The organism is Thermocrispum sp. (genome assembly GCF_002919275.1).
GTDB classification, from domain to species: Bacteria; Actinomycetota; Actinomycetes; order Mycobacteriales; family Pseudonocardiaceae; genus Thermocrispum; species Thermocrispum agreste.
Genome location: NZ_PKFA01000034.1, coordinates 1 through 15,384, shown reverse-complemented (window position 1 = coordinate 15,384; position 15,384 = coordinate 1). Strand labels below are relative to the sequence as shown.

The 15,384-nt window shown below is 70.4% G+C and carries 12 protein-coding genes; 11 read left to right on the top strand and 1 reads right to left on the bottom strand.

Features of this window, described 5'->3' with window-relative positions:
• Positions 1-396, top strand: a 396-nt coding sequence (locus CXP56_RS07375; RefSeq protein WP_286900538.1) for a helix-turn-helix domain containing protein, incomplete at its 5' end; no start/stop codon positions are given.
• Positions 397-786: 390 nt separating this feature from the next.
• Here the strand turns inward: CXP56_RS07375 and CXP56_RS07370 are convergent.
• Complete coding sequence (locus tag CXP56_RS07370) at positions 787-1,467, bottom strand: DNA alkylation repair protein (protein ID WP_038044367.1); 681 nt, start codon at positions 1,465-1,467, stop codon at positions 787-789.
• A 630-nt stretch (positions 1,468-2,097) separates the two neighbouring features.
• On the opposite strand from CXP56_RS07370, the gene CXP56_RS07365 reads away from it, so the two are divergent.
• The 10 genes from CXP56_RS07365 (at position 2,098) to tyrS (ending at position 14,445) form a co-directional block, all read left to right on the top strand.
• On the top strand, positions 2,098-3,696 hold the full coding sequence (locus tag CXP56_RS07365) for an alpha/beta hydrolase (RefSeq protein WP_028846599.1): 1,599 nt from the start codon (positions 2,098-2,100) through the stop codon (positions 3,694-3,696).
• A gap of 919 nt (positions 3,697-4,615) precedes the next feature.
• Entirely contained in the window at positions 4,616-5,665 is a 1,050-nt protein-coding gene (gene argC, locus CXP56_RS07360) for an N-acetyl-gamma-glutamyl-phosphate reductase (protein WP_038044368.1), read from the top strand.
• Complete coding sequence (argJ, locus tag CXP56_RS07355; RefSeq protein WP_051309673.1) at positions 5,662-6,849, top strand: bifunctional glutamate N-acetyltransferase/amino-acid acetyltransferase ArgJ; 1,188 nt, start codon at positions 5,662-5,664, stop codon at positions 6,847-6,849. Before argC ends, argJ begins: the two co-directional genes overlap by 4 nt.
• On the top strand, positions 6,846-7,790 hold the full coding sequence (argB, locus tag CXP56_RS07350; protein ID WP_028846602.1) for an acetylglutamate kinase: 945 nt from the start codon (positions 6,846-6,848) through the stop codon (positions 7,788-7,790). The genes argJ and argB overlap by 4 nt, the downstream gene beginning before the upstream one ends.
• Positions 7,783-8,994: an acetylornithine transaminase gene (locus CXP56_RS07345; RefSeq protein ID WP_028846603.1), complete on the top strand. Its 1,212-nt coding sequence runs from the start codon at positions 7,783-7,785 to the stop codon at positions 8,992-8,994. The genes argB and CXP56_RS07345 overlap by 8 nt, the downstream gene beginning before the upstream one ends.
• Before the next feature lie 91 nt (positions 8,995-9,085).
• On the top strand, positions 9,086-9,634 hold the full coding sequence (locus tag CXP56_RS07340) for an arginine repressor (protein ID WP_051309720.1): 549 nt from the start codon (positions 9,086-9,088) through the stop codon (positions 9,632-9,634).
• On the top strand, positions 9,631-11,061 hold the full coding sequence (gene argG / locus CXP56_RS07335; protein WP_028846605.1) for an argininosuccinate synthase: 1,431 nt from the start codon (positions 9,631-9,633) through the stop codon (positions 11,059-11,061). The genes CXP56_RS07340 and argG overlap by 4 nt, the downstream gene beginning before the upstream one ends.
• Complete coding sequence (argH, locus tag CXP56_RS07330; RefSeq protein ID WP_286900533.1) at positions 11,061-12,503, top strand: argininosuccinate lyase; 1,443 nt, start codon at positions 11,061-11,063, stop codon at positions 12,501-12,503. The genes argG and argH overlap by 1 nt, the downstream gene beginning before the upstream one ends.
• 5 nt (positions 12,504-12,508) lie before the next feature.
• A complete protein-coding gene (locus CXP56_RS07325; RefSeq protein ID WP_051309722.1) occupies positions 12,509-13,165 on the top strand; it encodes a DNA-3-methyladenine glycosylase in 657 nt (218 codons plus the stop codon).
• Positions 13,166-13,170: 5 nt separating this feature from the next.
• Positions 13,171-14,445, top strand: a complete 1,275-nt coding sequence (gene tyrS / locus CXP56_RS07320; protein WP_028846608.1) for a tyrosine--tRNA ligase — start codon at positions 13,171-13,173, stop codon at positions 14,443-14,445.
• The last annotated feature ends 939 nt before the right edge of the window (positions 14,446-15,384 follow it).

Here is a 15,384-nt window from a genome sequence, read left to right as displayed (position 1 = left end):
GAGGCCGCCGAGCGGCAGGTCACCGTGCGGTTGGACGTGGCGGACCCGGAAGGCCGCCCGGTCGCGGCCGGCCAGGTCGAGGTGGCGGCCGGCGCGCTGAGTGCCGTGGCCGAGGTGCTGTCGGACGAGTTGCTGGCGGCGGCCGGGCAGCCGCGGAGACATCGGCACCGGCGCCGGGAACAGCCGAGCAACACCGGGCGGCCGTGGACCGCGGAGCTGGATGCGGAGTTGGAGAAGCGCTGGATCGCGGGCGAGGACCTGCGGGACATCGCGGAAGCGTTCGGCCGAACCCAGAGCGCCATTTTGCGCAGGCTGCCGTTGATCGGCTGCGATCCGTACACGCCGGGCGCGTACCTGCCGCCCCCGCCGAGTCAACGCGACGAGGACAGGGGGTGAACCGGCCCGGGCGGGTCGCACAGCGCGAGCATGGCACTGGTCCGGGCTGATCGGACAGTGCGTGGCTTCGGTCCGCAAGGACCGGACTTGGCATCCGACAGTCTCATGGCTCGTCGTCGGTTGCGGCACGATCTCGCGCTCCAGCGCATCGAGGATGCGGCGGCATACTTCCCCTGGTTCTCCGTCGGAACGACGTCCGGATCGCTCGAGCGTGGTGTCGGGTTCGGCAGGTCCGGGTCGCTCGAGCGTGGTGTCGGGTTCGGGAAGGCCGGATCGCTCGTGTGCGGCGCCGGTTCGTGTGGGCGGGATGTCCTGACAGGGCCGTGTTCCCGGTGGGAGCGCTTGGCCCGGCGCCCCGGCACGAAAGGACGGCGGTGTCGGCCCGAGTGGTCAGAGGTTCTTGAGCGCCTCCCGGCGGGAAAGCGGCGAGAGCCCAGGGTGTTCGGCGACGAAAGCCCGGACCCAATCCGGGTCGGTCTTCGCGTAGTCGCGCAGTGCCCACCCGATTCCCTTGCGCAGGAAGAAGTCCTTGTCGTCGATGTTGGCCGTGATGACATCGGCGAGCAGGTCGCGGTCGGTGGCGGCCTTCGCGGTGACCTGGCAGATCACCGCGGAACGGCGCAGCCAGCGGTCCTCGTGCCGGGCCCACGACCGCATCAGCGGGGTGAGCTCGTCGCGGAACCGGCGCAGGATCGGGCCGATCCGGCGGATGGCGAGTTCGTCCACGAAGTCCCACCATGCGCCGGTGACGATCAGCTCGCGGTACAGCGGCACGGCGTCCGGGTCCTGCCAGGCGCGGGCCATGCGGTGGCCGGTCAGCTCGATGGCGAGGTAGCGCTCTTCGCGGTAGGTCGCCTCGTGCCAGAGCTGCCGCACCGTCGCCTCCCAGGTCGCCCGGTCGGCGATGACGTGCTCGGCGAAGACCCGCCGGGCCAGCTGGGCGCGCGCGGGTTTCGGCACACCGCGGAACGGCATGGCGGACTTCATGTAGCGCTGCATGTCCGGGGCCCTGCCCGAGTCGGCGAGCTCGGCCAGGCCGTCGCGGACGGCCCGGATCAACGGCTGGGTCATGGTCGTGACGGTAGCGGGCAGGGGAGGGCGGGCGGACGTGGCCGGCGCCGTCGAGCCGGCCGATGCCCACATCCGTGCAACGTGTCCATGCGGCAGCTGCGATCGAGCCCGCCCAGATCGGTGCTCGGCCGGGCGAGCACCGCGCTGCTGTGGCTGTTGGTGCGGCTGGCCGCATGGCGCTACTGCGGTGTCGAGTGTGGTGTCGAGGGGCACCGTGTCCGCCCGGCCACGGCGATCGGCCAGGCCAGGGAGCGATCGACCCGGTGCGGCGGTGGACATCGCACTGCTGCTGTGGCCCGTGCAGCTGGTGCCATCCGCGTGGGTGGCGACTGGCGCGGTGGTGATGGTCTTGCTGCATTGACGGCGCCGTGGTGACCGTCTCGCTGCATCGGTTGGCCTCATGGACGACCATCTCGCCCGATCCATTGACGTGGCGGGGACGGCCGCACTGATGTGGCCGACACATGTGCAGCGGCCACCCTCCGGCTCGCCCGGGGCTCGAGGCAAGTACATCCGGCTGGGTGATGACCGACGACCGTTGGCTGGCGGACGCGCGGCGATTCGCTGAGTATTGTCGCTTGATCATCGTCCGGCCCGGGCATGATCGGGCGAACACACGAGGGGACAGCGATGAGAAAGATCATGGCCGCGGTGGCCGCTGCCGGACTGGCGGCAGGCGTCGCGGCGCTGGCGCCGGCCGCCGGTGCGGCGCCGGAAGCCGCGCCGACCTACCAGCCTCCGCCGATCGAGTGGGGAGAGTGCGAGGATCCGGTCCTGGCCAGGGCGGGCGCGGAGTGCGGGCATGTCGTCGTCCCGCTCGACTATGCGCGGCCGGGCGGCAAGAAGATCAAGCTGGCGGTTTCCCGCATCAAGCACACGTCGTCCGAGGCGGAGTACCAGGGGCCGATCCTGGTCAACCCCGGCGGGCCGGGGGGAGCAGGCCTGCGTCTGTCGATTCTGGGTGACTTCGTGCCGAAGAACGCGGGCAAGGCCTACGACTGGATCGGGTTCGACCCGCGCGGAGTCGGCTCCAGCGAGCCCGCGCTGCGCTGCGATCCGGACTACTTCGGCTACGACAAGCCGGAGTACGTCCCGTCGACGAGCGAGCTGGAGCGCACGTGGCTGAAGAAGATGGCGGAGTACGCCAAGGCGTGCGCCAAGGCCGAGGCCAAGGAGCTGCTGCCGCACCTGAAGACCCGCGACGTGGTCGCCGATATCGAGTCCATCCGCAAAGCGCTCGGCGCGGACAAGATCAGCTACTACGGCTTCTCCTACGGCACGTACCTCGGCCAGGTCTATGCCACGCAGTACCCGTCGCGCATCCACCGTGCGGTCTTCGACGGTGTGGTGAACCCGGCGACGGTCTGGTACGAGGCGAACCTGAACCAGGACATCCACTTCGACCGGGTGGTCAAGATCTACTTCGACTGGATCGCCCGCTACGACGACGTCTACCACCTCGGCGACAAGGCGATCGAGGTGGAGCGGGAGTTCTACCGGCAGAAGGAGCTGCTGGACCGCGAACCGGCAGGCGGCAAGATCGGGTCTGCCGAGCTGATCGACTTGTTCCTGCCCGCGGGATACGGCCAGTACGACTGGGACGCCATCGCGACGGCGTTCGCCGCGTGGGTGCACGACAAGGACTGGTCGCTGCTGAAGGAGCAGTACGACGCGGTCAGTGGGATGGGGGACGACAACGGCTACGCCATCTACTTGGCGGTGGAGTGCACCGACGCGCCGTGGCCGAAGGACTGGAAGACGTGGCGCGAGGACAGCTGGCGCATCCACTCCTGGGCCCCGTTCCTGACCTGGGCCAACACCTGGTACAACGCGCCGTGCCGGAGCTGGCCCGCCAAGCCGGGCACGGCGCCCACGGTCGACGGGAGCAAGGCCCCGCCGATTCTGCTGATCAGCGAGGAGGAGGACGCCGCGACGCCGTTCTCCGGTGCGCTGGAAGTGCGTAAGCGGTTCCCGAAGTCCAGCCTGATCAGCGTGCCGGGTGGCACCACTCACTCCGGTTCGCTCGGCGGCAACGTCTGCGTGGACGACCAGGTCGCCGACTACCTGGCGACCGGCAAGCTGCCGGAACGCACGAAGGGCAACGACTCCGACGCGCAGTGCGCGCCGCTGCCCAAGCCGGTGCCGGAGGGTGCGGCGCAGGCGCAGGTTCGCACGGCGAAGCAGCCCGCCGTCCTCGAGGAGGCGCTGCGTCCCGCCCGCTTCCGCTGATCCGCTGAACCTCGCGAACGCCCCGGTCAGCCGCCGCTGCCGGGGCGTTCGCTGTGCTATTGGGGGCTCAGCCGGGATGCGCCGTATCGGCCCGGAAGGGACCGCTCGGCCACGAGGGAAGCAATCGAACGTCCCGGGAGTCCGGGCTGGTGGGGATCGTTGGTGCGGGGCAGGAGCGTCGCAACCGAGTGCCCTGGAATGCCGGGCCGACACGGGGCATCGGCACGGAAGGCAGCCATTTTCGGCGAGGGCCGCCGAGCGTGGGCGTTCAGCTCGGCGGCCCTAGCTCGGAAGGACCGGCCGACCTCTCCGGTGCCGTGGCGGCACGGTGTACCTCCGCCAGCTCACTGCTCGAGCCTCGGACCAGCTGGCCGCCGGGCCAGTGCCGAAGGGTCCGCGCGCCAGAGCCGACCGCAGGTGGGCGTGCCGGGCGCCAGAAAACCGCCATGATCTGCGGTCCGGAAGTGCCAGTAGGTGCGTCCCGCCCGGCGTGCGGACCTGCAGTCGGCCGTAGTCGCAGGGGAGCGAGCCCATCCGTGGCGGGCCACGCTCCGCAGCCGCAGGCGGCCAGCCCTCCGCGGCTGGGCGCGCGGCAGCGGCAGGCCGCACGCCATCCGCGCAGCCGGACTCGCCCGGCTGTGCTGACGGACGGCGGGGACCGCCCCATCCGTGACGCCACATGAGGGCAATCGATCTCCGTCCGCACCCCGCTCAGCAGGCGCACGGGGGAGACAGCGAGGATCGGCGCGCTGGCCTGCGCCCCCTTCCGCTCTGCGGGCGCAAGGCGGCAGCCGAGTTGCTGTCCGGGTTCGCCCGGTAGCGGCTGGGACCGGCCGCTACCGGGCCTGCCTTCGCTCAGCAGTGTCACGTCGACCGGCCCGCGTTGAGTGAGTTTGCATGGGGATGCATAATTATTCGCATGATCTCGGTTGCCGTGGCGGGCGCGAGCGGCTACGCCGGTGGAGAACTGCTCCGGTTGCTGCTCGACCACCCGTCCGTTCGCATCGGTGCGTTGACCGCGGGCGGCAATGCGGGCACGCCGCTGGGCGCGCACCATCCACATCTGTTCCCCTTGGCCGACCGCGTGCTGGAAGAGACCACGCCGGAGGTGTTGTCCGGGCACGACGTGGTGTTCCTGGCGCTGCCGCACGGTCATTCGGCGGCGCTGGCCGCGCAGCTCCCGGACGATGTACTCGTCATCGATCTCGGCGCGGATCACCGCCTGACCAACGCCGGCGACTGGGCTCGCTGGTACGGAGGCGAGCACGCCGGTGCGTGGCCGTACGGCCTGCCGGAGCTACCGCTGGCCGACGGCACGCGGCAGCGGGATCGGCTGACGCAAGCGCGGCGCATCGCGGTGCCCGGGTGCTTCCCGACCGGTGGGTCGCTCGCCCTGGCGCCGGCGCTGACCGCGAAACTCATCGAGCCTGACGTCACCGTGGTGGCGGTGACCGGGACGTCCGGGGCGGGCAAGGCACTCAAGCCCCACCTGCTCAGCGCGGAGGTGATGGGGTGCGCGTCGGCGTACGGGGTCGGCGGCGTACACCGGCACACCCCGGAGTTCCAGCAGAACCTGGCGGCTGCCGCCGGTGCTCCGGTCACCGTCTCGTTCACACCGGTGCTCGCCCCGATGCCGCGCGGCATCCTGACCACGGCGACCGCCCCGCTGTCGCCTGACGCCGGAGACGTCGACACCGCTTCCGCCCGCGCCGTCTACGAGAAGACCTTCCACGACGAGCCGTTCGTCCACGTCCTGCCCGACGGTTCCTGGCCGACCACGAAGGCCACTCTGGGCTCGAACAACGTGGCCCTGCAGATCGCGGTCGACACCAACGCTCGTCGTCTCGTCGTGGTCGCCGCGATCGACAACCTGACCAAGGGCACCGCCGGGGCCGCCGTGCAGTGCCTCAACCTGGCCCTCGGCATGCCGGAAACCACAGGCCTGCCAACGACGGGAGTCGCACCATGACCGACAACGACGCGCTGGACCGGTCGCAAGGCGTCGTCGCCGCGCGGGGATTCCGGGCCGCCGGCGTGGCCGCCGGCATCAAGGAATCCGGCGCCAAGGACCTCACCCTGGTCGTCAACGACGGCCCGTCCCGCATCGCGGCAGGCGTCTTCACGCGCAACACGGTCAAGGCCGCGCCCGTGCTGTGGTCGCAGCAGGTGCTGACCACCGGCAAGCTCACCGCCGTGGTGCTCAACTCCGGCGGTGCCAACGCCTGCACCGGCCCGGAAGGCTTCCAGGACACCCACGCCACCGCCGAGCACGTCGCCAAGGTGCTCGGCATCGGCGCCATCGAGGTGGCCGTGTGCTCGACCGGCCTGATCGGGCAGCGGCTGCCCATGGACGCCGTGCTGTCCGGTGTGGACGCCGCGGCCGGGCAGCTCGGGTCGACTCCGGAGCACGGCCTTGCCGCCGCGACGGCCGTCATGACGACCGACACCGTGCCGAAGCAAAGCGCGCTCAGCGCAGGCGAATGGACCGTCGGCGGCTTCGCCAAGGGAGCGGGCATGCTCGCGCCGAACATGGCCACCATGCTGTCGGTCATCACCACCGACGCCCAGCTGCCCAGCTCGGCCGACGCGCAGGCCGCGTTGCGTGCGGCGGTCGACGAGACCTTCAACCGGCTCGACGTCGACGGGGGGACGTCGACCAACGACACGGTGCTGCTGCTCAGCTCGGGCGCCAGCGGCGTGCAGCCGGGCCTGGACGAGTTCACGGCGGCCTTGACCCGCGTCAGCCGTGATCTGGTGGCCCAGCTTCAGGCGGACGCCGAGGGCGTGACCAAGCACGTGACGATCACCGTCACCGGCGCGGCCACCGATGCCGAGGCCGAAGCCGTCGCCCGCGCGGTGGCCAGGGACAACCTGTGCAAGACGGCGTTCTTCGGATCCGACCCCAACTGGGGCCGGGTCGCCATGGCCGTGGGCAACGCGGCCGAGTTCGACCCGCAACGACTGGACATCACCATCAACGGCGTGCGGGTGTGCGAAGGCGGTGCCGCGGGGGAGGACCGCGCGAAGGCCGACCTGTCCGGCACCGACATCACGGTGGAGGTCGACCTGCACGCGGGCCCCGGCCGCGCCACCGTGCTGACCACCGACCTGTCCCACGGCTACGTCGAAGAGAACAGCGCGTACTCCTCATGACCCCGGACGAGACGAAGCAACACACCGTTCCGGCCGACGAACGGCTGGCCTCCGCGGCCGAGAAGGCCGGAGTGCTGATCGAAGCCCTGCCCTGGTTGCAGCGCTTCCACGGCGCCACCGTCGTAATCAAGTACGGCGGCAACGCCATGGTCGACGGCGAGCTGAAAGCCGCGTTCGCGCAGGACATGGTGTTCCTGCGGCTGGCGGGCCTGAAGCCGGTCGTGGTGCACGGCGGCGGCCCGCAGATCTCGGCGATGCTCGAGCGGCTCGGCATCCGCGGCGAGTTCCGCAACGGGTTGCGGGTCACCACCCCGGAGACGATGGACGTCGTCCGCATGGTGCTCACCGGGCAGGTGAGCCGTGAGCTGGTCGGCCTGATCAACCAGCATGGCCCCTACGCCGTGGGCATCTCCGGGGAGGACGCCCACCTGTTCACCGCGACCCGCAAGGAAACCACGGTCGACGGCGAGGTCGTCGACCTCGGGCTGGTCGGCGAGGTCACCAGCGTGAATCCGGACGCGGTGCTCGACATCGTCAATGCCGGGCGCATTCCCGTGGTGTCGACGGTCGCGCCGGACGCCGACGGCGTCGTGCACAACGTCAACGCGGACACCGCAGCGGGTGCGCTGGCCGCCGCGCTGGGCGCGGAGAAGCTGGTCGTGCTGACCGACGTCGAAGGCCTCTACGCGGCGTGGCCGGACCGCTCGTCGCTCATCGACAAGATCCACGTCGACCGGCTCGAGGACATGCTGCCCACGCTGTCCAGCGGCATGATCCCGAAGATGGAGGCCTGCGTGCGTGCCATCCGCGGCGGCGTGCGATCGGCGCACGTGATCGACGGGCGCATCGCGCACTCGGTGCTGATCGAAGTGTTCACCACCAGCGGGATCGGCACCATGGTGCTGCCCGAGCCGCGCCAGGAGGAGGCCAGGAGTGTCTGACACGGTCCAGCCGTCGGGCTCGAACGCCGCAGCGCAGCAGCGCTGGCGGGCCGCGGTGATGAACAACTACGGCACCCCCGAGCTGGAGCTTGTGCGCGGCGAAGGCGCCGTGGTGTGGGACGCCGACGGCCGTTCGTACGTCGACCTCGTCGGCGGTATCGCGGTGAACGCGCTCGGCCACGCGCACCCGGCCGTGGTCCAGGCGGTCAGCGCCCAGGTGGCGACGCTCGGCCATACGTCGAACCTCTACATCAACCCGGTGGCCCTCGAGCTGGCCGAACAGCTGCTGCGGGTCGCGTATCTCGCGCCGGACGGCGGCAAGGTGCTGTTCTGCAACTCCGGTGCCGAGGCCGCCGAAGCGGCATTGAAGATCACCAGGCTGACCGGCCGAACGAAGATCGTCGCCTGTGAGAACGCCTTTCACGGCCGCACCATGGGTGCGCTGACGCTGACCGGGCAGCCGTCGAAGCGCGCGCCGTTCGAACCGCTGTTGCCGCAGGTGCACCACGTGCCGTACGGGGACGCAGCAGCGTTGGAAGCCGCGGTCGACGGGGAAACGGCGGCCGTGTTCCTCGAGCCGATCCTGGGTGAAGGCGGCGTGGTGGTCCCGCCGGACGGCTACTTGCGGGCCGCCCGGGACATCACCCGGCGGCACGGCGCTCTGCTGGTGCTGGACGAAGTGCAGACCGGCATCGGGCGGGCAGGCTCGTGGTTCGCCTTCCAGCAGGCGCAGATCGTGCCGGACGTCGTCACGTTGGCCAAAGGCCTCGGGGGCGGGCTCCCGCTGGCCGCCGTGATCGGTGTGGGCGAGGCCGGGACCCTGCTCGCTCCTGGGCAGCACGGCACGACGTTCGGCGGCAACCCCGTCGCCTGCGCGGCCGGACTCGCGGTGCTGCGCACCATCGACGCGGAAGGACTGCTCGACCATGTCGGCAAGGTCGGCAAGCTGCTCATGACCGGCCTGGCGGACCTGAAGCACCCCCTGGTGGCGGAGGTCCGCGGCGCGGGGCTGCTGATCGGCGTGGAACTCACCAAGCCGGCGGCAGGCGCCGTCGCCAAGGCGGCCCAGCAGGCAGGTTTTCTGGTCAACCCGGTCCGCCCGGACACGGTGCGGCTGGCACCCCCGCTGATCCTGACCGAGGAACAAGCCGAATCGTTCCTGGCCGCCGCGCCTGCCGCGTTCGATGCGGGAGCGGCGGCATGACCGGTCGGGCACACACGCCCGGAAGGCCGCCGGAGGCGGGCCGGGCAGGCACCGCGGCGGCCCGCAGCCGGGCAGACGGGACACGACGACGATGGGAGCGACGGTGACCGGGGCGCATCCGGCAGCGACGCGCGCCGCCCGTCAGGCGCGCATCGTCGAGCTTGTCTCCACCAAGGCCATCCGGAGCCAGACGGAGCTTGCGCGCATGCTGGCCGCGGAAGGCATCGAGGTCACCCAGGCGACACTGTCCCGCGACCTCGACGAGCTCGGTGCGGTCAAGCTCCGCGGCGCCGACGGCGGCATGCCAGTCTACGTCATCCCGGAGGACGGCAGCCCGGTGCGCGGCGTGCAAGGCGGCACGTCCCGGCTGTCCCGGCTGCTCAGCGAACTGCTGGTCTCGGCGGAAGGCTCGGCCAACATCACGGTGCTGCGCACGCCGCCGGGCGCGGCGCAGTTCCTGGCCAGCGCGATCGATCGGGCGGCCTTGCCCGAAGTGGTGGGCACCATCGCGGGCGACGACACGGTCATGGTCGTCGCCAGGGAACCGGTCACCGGGGCGGAGCTGGCAAGCCGGTTCACCGGCATGGCCGATCGGCACCGGAACGAGCACGTCGACAACGAAGGAAGAGAAGAAGGTTGAGCAAAGTTCTCACGTCGCTGCCCAAGGGAGAGCGGGTCGGGATCGCCTTCTCCGGCGGCCTGGACACGTCGGTCGCCGTCGCGTGGATGCGCACCAACGGGGCGATCCCGTGCGCCTACACCGCCAACCTCGGCCAGTACGACGAATCCGACATCGATTCGGTGCCCGGCCGGGCCAAGGAGTACGGCGCCGAGATCGCCAGGGTGGTGGACTGCCGCAGGCAGCTGGTGGAGGAGGGCATCGCCGCACTGAACTGCGGTGCGTTCCACATCCGCTCCGCGGGCCGGGTCTACTTCAACACCACACCGCTCGGGCGCGCGGTGACCGGCACGATGCTGGTGCGCGCGATGCACGCCGACGGGGTGGACATCTGGGGTGACGGGTCCACCTTCAAGGGCAACGACATCGAGCGGTTCTACCGGTACGGCCTGCTGGCCAACCCGGAGCTGCGCATCTACAAGCCGTGGCTGGACCCGGACTTCGTGAGCGAGCTGGGCGGCCGCAAGGAAATGAGCGAGTGGCTGACCGCGCACGGCCTGCCGTACCGGGACCCGGCCGAGAAGGCCTACTCCACCGACGCCAACATCTGGGGCGCCACCCACGAGGCCAAGACGCTCGAGCATCTCGACGTGTCGCTGGAGACGGTCGAGCCGATCATGGGCGTACGGTTCTGGGACCCCGAGGTGGACATCGAGCCGGAGGAGGTGACGGTCCGGTTCGAAGAAGGCCGCCCGGTGGCCATCAACGGCAAGACCTACGACGACCCGGTCGAGCTGGTGCTGGAGGCCAACGCCATCGGCGGCAGGCACGGCCTGGGCATGTCCGACCAGATCGAGAACCGGATCATCGAGGCCAAGTCGCGCGGCATCTACGAAGCCCCGGGGATGGCCCTGCTGTGGATCACCTACGAACGGCTGCTCAACGCGATCCACAACGAGGACACCATCGCCAACTACCACGCCCAGGGCCGCAAGCTCGGCAGGCTGCTGTACGAGGGACGGTGGCTCGACCCGCAGGCGCTGATGCTGCGCGAGGCCATCCAGCGCTGGATCGCCTCGCTGGTCAGCGGCGAGGTCACCCTCCGGCTGCGGCGTGGCGAGGACTACACGATCCTGGACACCCGCGGCGACAACTTCTCCTACCACCCCGAGCGGCTGTCCATGGAGAAGGTGTCCAATGCCGCGTTCGGCCCCACCGACCGGATCGGCCAGCTGACCATGCGCAACCTGGACATCGCCGACTCCCGTGACAAGCTGGAGTTCTACGCCCGCCAGCCGCTCGACCAGGGGCAGGTCTTGGTGGAGAACGGCACCCTGTTCGGCGAGCTGCCCGCGGGCGGGGCGGACCGGATCACGGCGAACCCGGCCGTGTCCGGCGACGAGGGCAAGACGCTGGACGAAGCCGCGATGGAGTACGGGACCGACTGATGGCCGACGACGAGCAGAACCAGCGCGCGACGTCGCTGTGGGGTGGCCGGTTCGCCAGCGGGCCGGCCGAAGCCATGGCCGCGTTGAGCGCATCGACCCACTTCGACTGGCGGCTGGCGCCGTACGACATCGCCGGGTCCCGCGCCCACGCCCGGGTGTTGCACAAGGCCGGTCTGCTCACCGACGACGAGCTCGACGCGATGCTGCGTGCCCTCGACCAGCTGGCCGACGACGTCGCGTCCGGTGCCTTCCGGCCGGAGCCGGCCGACGAGGACGTGCACACGGCGCTGGAGCGCGGTCTGCTGGAGCGCGCCGGAACGGAGCTGGGTGGCAAGCTGCGCGCCGGCCGATCCCGGAACGATCAGGTCGCCACGCTGTTCCGCATGTACCTGCGTGACGCCGCGCGCCGGGCGGCCAACGGCGTGCTCGACATCGTCGAAGCGCTGGTGGATCAGGCGAGGCGTCATCCGGACGCTGTTCTGCCGGGCCGGACGCACTTGCAGCACGCGCAGCCGATCCTGCTCGCGCACCACTTGTTGGCGCACGCGCAGGCGCTGTTGCGGGACGTCTCGCGTATCCGGGACTGGGACGCCAGGGCGGCCGAGTCGCCGTACGGATCCGGCGCGCTGGCCGGTTCGTCGCTGGGCCTGGATCCCGAGGCGGTGGCTACCGAGCTGGGCTTCCCGGCGGCGGTGCAGAACTCCGTCGACGGCACCGCGTCGCGCGACTTCGCCGCGGAGTTCGCGTTCGTACTGGCGATGCTCGGAGTGCACCTGTCCCGCATCGCCGAGGAAGTGATCATCTGGAACACCGCCGAGTTCGGCTACGTGACGCTGGACGACGCGTGGGCCACCGGCTCGTCGATCATGCCGCAGAAGAAGAACCCCGACGTCGCGGAGTTGACCAGGGGCAAGGCGGGCAGACTGATCGGCAACCTCACCGGCCTGCTGGCCACGCTGAAGGCGCAGCCGCTGGCTTACAACCGCGATCTGCAGGAGGACAAGGAACCGCTGTTCGACTCGATCGAGCAGCTCGAGCTGTTGTACCCGGCGCTGGCCGGGATGATCAGCACCCTGACCTTCCACACCGACCGGATGGCCGAGCTCGCTCCTGCCGGGTTCACGCTGGCCACCGACGTCGCGGAGTGGCTGGTGCGCCAGGGCGTGCCGTTCCGGGTGGCGCACGAGGCGGCGGGCGAGTGCGTCCGGATCGCCGAGAGCAGGGGAGCCGGGCTGGAAGACCTGACCGACGGCGAGCTGGCCGCGGTGCACCCGGCGCTGACCCCGAAGGTGCGCGAGGTGCTGTCGGTGGAAGGGTCGATCGCCAGCCGCGACGCCCTCGGCGGCACGGCGCCGTCCCGGGTCGCCGAGCAGCTGGCCGCGGTCGCCGAACGGCTGAGTGAGGCTCGCCGGTGGGCGGCAGCACCCGCGCACCTCGGCTGAGCCGGATGGGCGGGGGACCGCTGCGCGGGCCTACGGCGGCCGCCGTAAGCTGCGGCAGCGTGACCCGGCTGTTGACGCGCGAGGAACTGTCGGTCGACCCGGTGGACGCCGCTCACCTGCTGTTGGGCAGCACGATCGAGGCCAACGGGGTGCGCGCCCGGATCGTCGAGGTGGAGGCCTACCGGGGCGCCGACGACCCCGCTTCGCACTCCTACCGCGGGCGCACCGCCCGCAACGATGTGATGTGGGGGCCGGCAGGCAGGCTGTACGTGTACTTCGTCTACGGCATGCACTTCTGCGCCAACGTGGTCAGCATGACCGACGGTGAGCCGGGCGCGGTGCTGCTGCGTGCGGCGGAGATCGTCGACGGCGTGCAGCTGGCCGCCCGGCGGCGCCCGGCCGCCCGCAACCACGCCGACCTGGCGCGGGGCCCGGCACGCCTGTGCACCGCCCTGGGCATCACCCGGGAGCACAACGGCGTGGACGTGACCGAGCCGTCGTCGCCGATCAGGCTGTGGGCGGCGCCGGAACCGTGCCGGAAGGTGAACTCGGGGCCGAGGGTCGGGGTGGCGGCCGCGCACGACACCCCGTGGCGGTTCTGGGTCGATTCCCCCGCGGTCAGTCCCTACCGCAGAGGCGGCAAGCGCAGTAAGGGAAGATGAGGGCTGTGACTGAGCAGATTCTCGACGAGTTGTCCTGGCGTGGGCTGATCGCGCAGTCGACCGACCTGGAGGCACTGCGCAAGGACCTGGCCGCGGGCCCGCTCACGCTGTACTGCGGGTTCGACCCCACCGCGGAGAGCCTGCACGCGGGGAATCTGCTGCAGCTGGTGACGTTGGCGCGGTTCCAGCGCGCGGGCCACCGGCCGGTGGTGCTGGCAGGCGGGGCGACCGGGCAGATCGGCGATCCGCGCGAGGTGGGGGAGCGCGCCCTGGTCAGCCCCGACGTGGTGGCCGCCAGGCTGGAGAAGATCCGCGCCCAGCTGGAGAAGTTCGTGGTCTTCGACGACTCGCCGACCGGCGCGATCGCGGAGAACAATCTGCACTGGTTCGACGGCTTCGGCGCGCTGGAGTTCCTGCGCGAGGTCGGCAAGCACTTCTCGGTGAACACGATGCTGGCCCGCGAGACGATCAAGCGGCGGCTGGCCACGGACGGCATCTCCTACACCGAGTTCAGCTACCTGCTCCTGCAGTCGTACGACTACCTGCAGCTCTACCGCCGCTACGGCACGAAACTGCAGATCGGCGGGTCGGACCAGTGGGGCAACATCGTCGGCGGGGTGGACTACATCCGCCGTGTCGAGGGCGTCACGGTGCACGGCCTGACGACCCCGCTGGTGACCGACTCGGAGGGCCGCAAGTTCGGCAAGTCCACCGGCGGCGGGTCGCTGTGGCTGGACCCGGCGATGACGTCGCCGTACGCGTGGTTCCAGTACTTCATCAACGTCGCCGATGCCGATGTGATCCGGTACCTGAAGCTGTTCACGTTCCTGCCGCAGGAGGAGATCGCCGAGCTGGAGCGGCTGACGAAGGACGAGCCGTTCCGGCGGGCCGCGCAGCGGCGGCTGGCCGAGGAACTGACCACGCTCGTGCACGGCCCGGACCAGACGGCCCAAGTCATCGCGGCCAGCCAGGCGCTGTTCGGCAAGGGCGAGTTCGCGGCGCTGGACGAGGCGACCCTCGACGCGGTGATGGCGGAAGTGCCGACGGGGGAGGTCGCGCTGGCCGACGACCCGACCATCGTGGACCTGCTCGTCGTCTCCGGGTTGGTGGACTCGAAGGGTGCGGCGCGCCGGACGATTCGCGAAGGCGGCGCTTACGTCAACAACACCAAGATCTCCGACGAGGAGTGGCGGCCGCAGGCCTCGGACGCCCTGCACGGCAAGTGGCTGATCGTCCGGCGCGGCAAGCGCAACGTCGCCGGCGTGCGCGTACTGCGCTGAGCACAGGCCAAGCCCAGAGCTGATTCCTGCTCGTCGATCCCGCGATCGGATCGGCGAGCAGCTTCTTTTCGTGCGGATGCGTGGCACACATCGAGTCACACTCCGGCAAGCAGCTGCTTTTTGCGCGCGGATGCGTGTCGTGCCTGTGGTGCGGGCGACCACGTGCGTGCGGTTGAGAGCCGTGGGCAGCTACGGGGAGCCTGCGTTCATGACGGAGTCGAGCGCCGTTGCATCGGTGGACTCGGCAGTTGTCGCATCGTGCCGTGGTCGGACAGCGCTGCGGCGAAAGCCGCTTCCGCGAAACGCGTGATCCGTCGACTCGGTGCGGGCGGCTTCATGCGCACGGGCTGCTCCACCGGGCAGCCGCAGTTCGGCGGTCCCTGCGTTGCATGCTCGGTGACACCACCCCAAGGTGGCCGACCGTGCCACCCGCGGCGGTCCTTGCGCTGCACGCTCGGTGAGCGGGTTCCACTTGGAGCTCGTGCTCCGGCCGATGCCGACGTGCTCGGCCGGATGCGACCTGCCGGTGTCCGTGCCCGGTCCGACGCGCGGTTCGCTTCGAGCGCTGGCGTGAGTGCGTCGTCGGCAGGCAGGTGTCGGGACAGGCGGGAGGCGCGGTGCAGCCGACGATCGTCGCGGTGACCGGCTCCACGGCGGCGAAACGGCCGCTGACCAGCGGAAACGATCTTTTGGGACCCCCCTGAAAACGGCCGTGGAGGCTGGTGTAAAGTTCTTTCCCGTCGGCAGGAAGCTGGCCCGGAAGGGACGGCGAGCCGGCCGGGGCAAGGCTCTCGGCCCAGACGGGGAGCCAAACCTGAAGCTTGTACAGCCCGGCAGGGCTGGCCCAGCGCGTGTTGTTTGAGAACTCAACAGTGTGTTTGTGAGCTTTTGAGCCAGTTGTTTGGGCCCTGTTTTTGGGTTTCTTTGGGTTTTTTGTTT

Excerpts from the sequence above, each read along its gene's own strand:
- argH (WP_286900533.1), top strand. The coding sequence starts at position 11,061 with ATGGCCGACGACGAGCAGAACCAGCGCGCGACGTCGCTGTGGGGTGGC.
- CXP56_RS07365 (WP_028846599.1), top strand. The coding sequence starts at position 2,098 with ATGAGAAAGATCATGGCCGCGGTGGCCGCTGCCGGACTGGCGGCAGGC.
- CXP56_RS07370 (WP_038044367.1), bottom strand. The coding sequence starts at position 1,467 with ATGACCCAGCCGTTGATCCGGGCCGTCCGCGACGGCCTGGCCGAGCTC.
- argC (WP_038044368.1), top strand. The coding sequence starts at position 4,616 with ATGATCTCGGTTGCCGTGGCGGGCGCGAGCGGCTACGCCGGTGGAGAA.
- CXP56_RS07340 (WP_051309720.1), top strand. The coding sequence starts at position 9,086 with ATGGGAGCGACGGTGACCGGGGCGCATCCGGCAGCGACGCGCGCCGCC.
- CXP56_RS07325 (WP_051309722.1), top strand. The coding sequence starts at position 12,509 with ATGGGCGGGGGACCGCTGCGCGGGCCTACGGCGGCCGCCGTAAGCTGC.
- argB (WP_028846602.1), top strand. The coding sequence starts at position 6,846 with ATGACCCCGGACGAGACGAAGCAACACACCGTTCCGGCCGACGAACGG.
- argJ (WP_051309673.1), top strand. The coding sequence starts at position 5,662 with ATGACCGACAACGACGCGCTGGACCGGTCGCAAGGCGTCGTCGCCGCG.